The sequence below is a fragment of the Halovivax sp. genome, from assembly GCA_007119345.1.
Taxonomy (GTDB): Archaea; Halobacteriota; Halobacteria; order Halobacteriales; family Natrialbaceae; genus Halovivax.
The window spans coordinates 1-2679 of record SKPV01000042.1 but is presented as its reverse complement, the minus strand read 5'-3'; the positions used below and the strand labels follow the sequence as shown (position 1 = coordinate 2679).

At 72.4% G+C, this 2679-nt stretch carries 2 protein-coding genes and 1 pseudogene; 1 reads left to right on the top strand and 2 read right to left on the bottom strand.

The genetic code is table 11. The features are described 5' to 3' along the window. Positions 1-891, bottom strand: a pseudogene (locus QZT59_RS03410) (hypothetical protein); the annotation flags it as partial. Between the two features lie 5 nt (positions 892-896). Next, entirely contained in the window at positions 897-1274 is a 378-nt protein-coding gene (locus QZT59_RS03405) for a hypothetical protein (protein ID WP_290811341.1), read from the bottom strand. A gap of 344 nt (positions 1275-1618) precedes the next feature. Between QZT59_RS03405 and QZT59_RS03400 the strand changes: the two genes are divergently transcribed. Beyond that, the gene (locus QZT59_RS03400) at positions 1619-2632 is read left to right on the top strand and encodes a PrsW family intramembrane metalloprotease (protein ID WP_290811338.1); all 1014 of its coding nucleotides are present in this window, start codon (positions 1619-1621) and stop codon (positions 2630-2632) included. The last annotated feature ends 47 nt before the right edge of the window (positions 2633-2679 follow it).

Below are 2679 nucleotides of genomic sequence, written 5' to 3'. Positions count from 1 at the left end.
TGGCTCGCCCGGCTCCGCGGGCGCGTCGGCGAGCGCGCCCTCGAGTTCCTCGGCCCGCTCGGCGGCCCGCTCGAGCGCGGCGGCCATCGCGTCCAGGTCGGCGTCGTCTGCGGGTCGCTCCCACCGGAGTCCCCACCCGTCGGGCGCCTCGGCCGAGAGCAGGTCCGTCATCCCGACCAGCTCGTCGCCCCGGCCGCCTCGGACGGCCGCGGTGACGCCGGAACGATCGCGAGAGAGCGTGCAGAGTCCGCCCTCGACCGCGACCGACGGCGAGACCCGCGGCCGGTCGTCGTCCCAGGGCGGCGTCGGCTCCCGAACCTGCACGCGGTAGCGGTCGCCGCCGTCGACGTAGCCGTCAACGTCGTCGTACCGCAGGTAGCCGCGCTCGCCGTTTCCGAGGTCGACGACCGCGCCGCTGCCCCCGCCCGCCTCCCGGACCGCGGCGTCGAAGACGCCACCCCGCGGGACCGGGTCGTCCCACCGGAAGGCGTCGATCGCGACGGACGCGAGCGACGAGGCCACCGCGTCGACCGCGTCGGCCGGTCCCGACACTTCGATCCCCTCCCGATCCCTCGTCGTCTCGATCCGCACGTCCGCCGGTGCCGTCTCGAACGTCGCGTCGAACCGGTCGCGGATCGGCTCCGACGCCTGAACGACGTGGTGGCCGGCCTCGCGGCACAGCCGGGTGACGGCGGTGGCGTAGATGCCGCGGACGCGGACGCGGATCGGGCCCTCGTCCCGCTCGCCTTCCTCGGTTCGTTCGCCTTCTTCGTCCCGCTCTTCCGTCTCGGATCGTTCGCGTTCTTCGGTTCGTTCGCCTTCTTCGTCCCGCTCTTCCGTCTCGGATCGTTCGCCCTTTCCGTCCCGCCCGTCTCCGTCCCGTTCGGCCATGGTGCTCACCGCAGCGTCTCGCGGTCCGGCGCGAATCGGACTCGCGCGTGCACCGGCGGCCCCAGCGTCAGCTCGACGTAGTCCTCGCCGAGGATGCGACCGTCCTCGACGAACGCGCCCCAGCTCTCGAAGCGGAGCCAGCCGCGCATCTCGGGGCCGTGGGTGGTGACGTCGAGCGACTCGACCGCGTGTTCGGGGAACTCGGCGCTGGAGTGGGCTTTCTCCATGTCCGAGTAGACCGCCTCGCGGGCGTCGAAGAAGGCCTCGAGTTCGCGGGCGTCGGCCCGGACGGCCTCGACGACCGCGTCCGAGGCCGCCCGGAGCTCGTCCCGATCGAGACCGACCTCGCCCAGCGCCCGCTGCGTTCGTTGATCGAAGTGCATGGTATCGCGTTCGACCGGGAGGGGATTTGTGCCTGCCGGGTCGCCGGACGTCCGTGGGATCGCCCGCCGAGCCATCGCGCGTCCGTGGGATCGCCCGCCGAGCCATCATGCGTCCGTCGGATCGCCCGCCGAGCCATCGCGCGTCCGCTGGACCGGCTGGCGAGCCATCGCACGTCCGCTGGACCGGCTAACCAGCCCGCCGAATCGCCCGTCGGCCCGTCGGCTCGGGCGGCTGGCGCTGCCGGTGGCTCGGGCGACGGGGGCGGGCGCGGAGGTGCCCTCCCGCCCGTCGCCGACGCTGCCGGCACCCGGTGATATTTCTCGCCGGACGACGTGTCCCCGGTATGCGACGTCGTCGCGACCCGGTCGAACGATCGGCCGACGAGTCGAGGGATCTCCAGGAGGTGGCGACGTGGGAGCCCCGATCGCGCCTCGATCGACTCTCGCTGTCGCTGTACCGGGGCCTCTTCTTCGGGGTCCACTGGATCGTGGTCGCCACCGCGGCGCTGATCACGCTCGCGTTGCTGGTTCAGCCGGCGGTACTGGTGGTCGAGGAGCCGCCCGTGGCCGCGTTCTTCGGCCTCTCGATCGTCCCGGCCGCCGCGCTCGCCGCGTTCATCTGGTACGCCGACGTGACGACGAACGAGCCGCTCGGGCTGCTCGTGGCGACCTTCGTGCTGGCGGTGCTGTTCGCCACCTTCGCCGCGGTCGTCAACTCGGTTGCGGGCCCGCCGATGCAGGCGATCCTCGGGCCCGCGATCGGCTCGGTGCTCTTTTTCTTCCTGATCGTCGGCCCCGTCGAGGAGACGGTCAAACTGCTCGCGGTGCGGGTGTTCGCCTACCGGAGCGACACCTTCGACGCGGTCATCGACGGCGCGGTCTACGGCGCGGTCGCCGGCCTCGGCTTCGCCGCCATCGAGAACGCCATCTACATCTCGGCCACCGTCGCGGAGGCGGACGCGGGTCTGCTCGGCGTCGCCGCCGGCATCGCCACCCTCCGCGGCCTCGTCGGACCGGGCCACGTCATCTACTCGGCGATCGCCGGCTACTACCTCGGGCTCGCGAAGTTCAACCCCGAGCACGCCGGCCCGCTCGTCGTGAAGGGGCTCCTGATCGCCGCGGTCGTCCACGCGACGTACAACGCCACCGTCGGCGTGGTCCCCGGGTTGCTGACCGCCGCCGTTCCCCTGTCCACCGAGGGCGCGATCGTGACGTACGTGATCGCGTACAACGTCGCGATCGGCTACTTCCTCTTCCGGAAGCTGGCTCGCTACCGCCGCACGTACCGGACCGTTCGGCCGACCGACGGCGATCCGCCGGCGCCCGAGCGGACGGAGTTCGACCCCGACGGCCGATAGTCCGGGGCCTTCCCTCCCGTCGCGTAGGGCCCGAACGGTCGTTACGC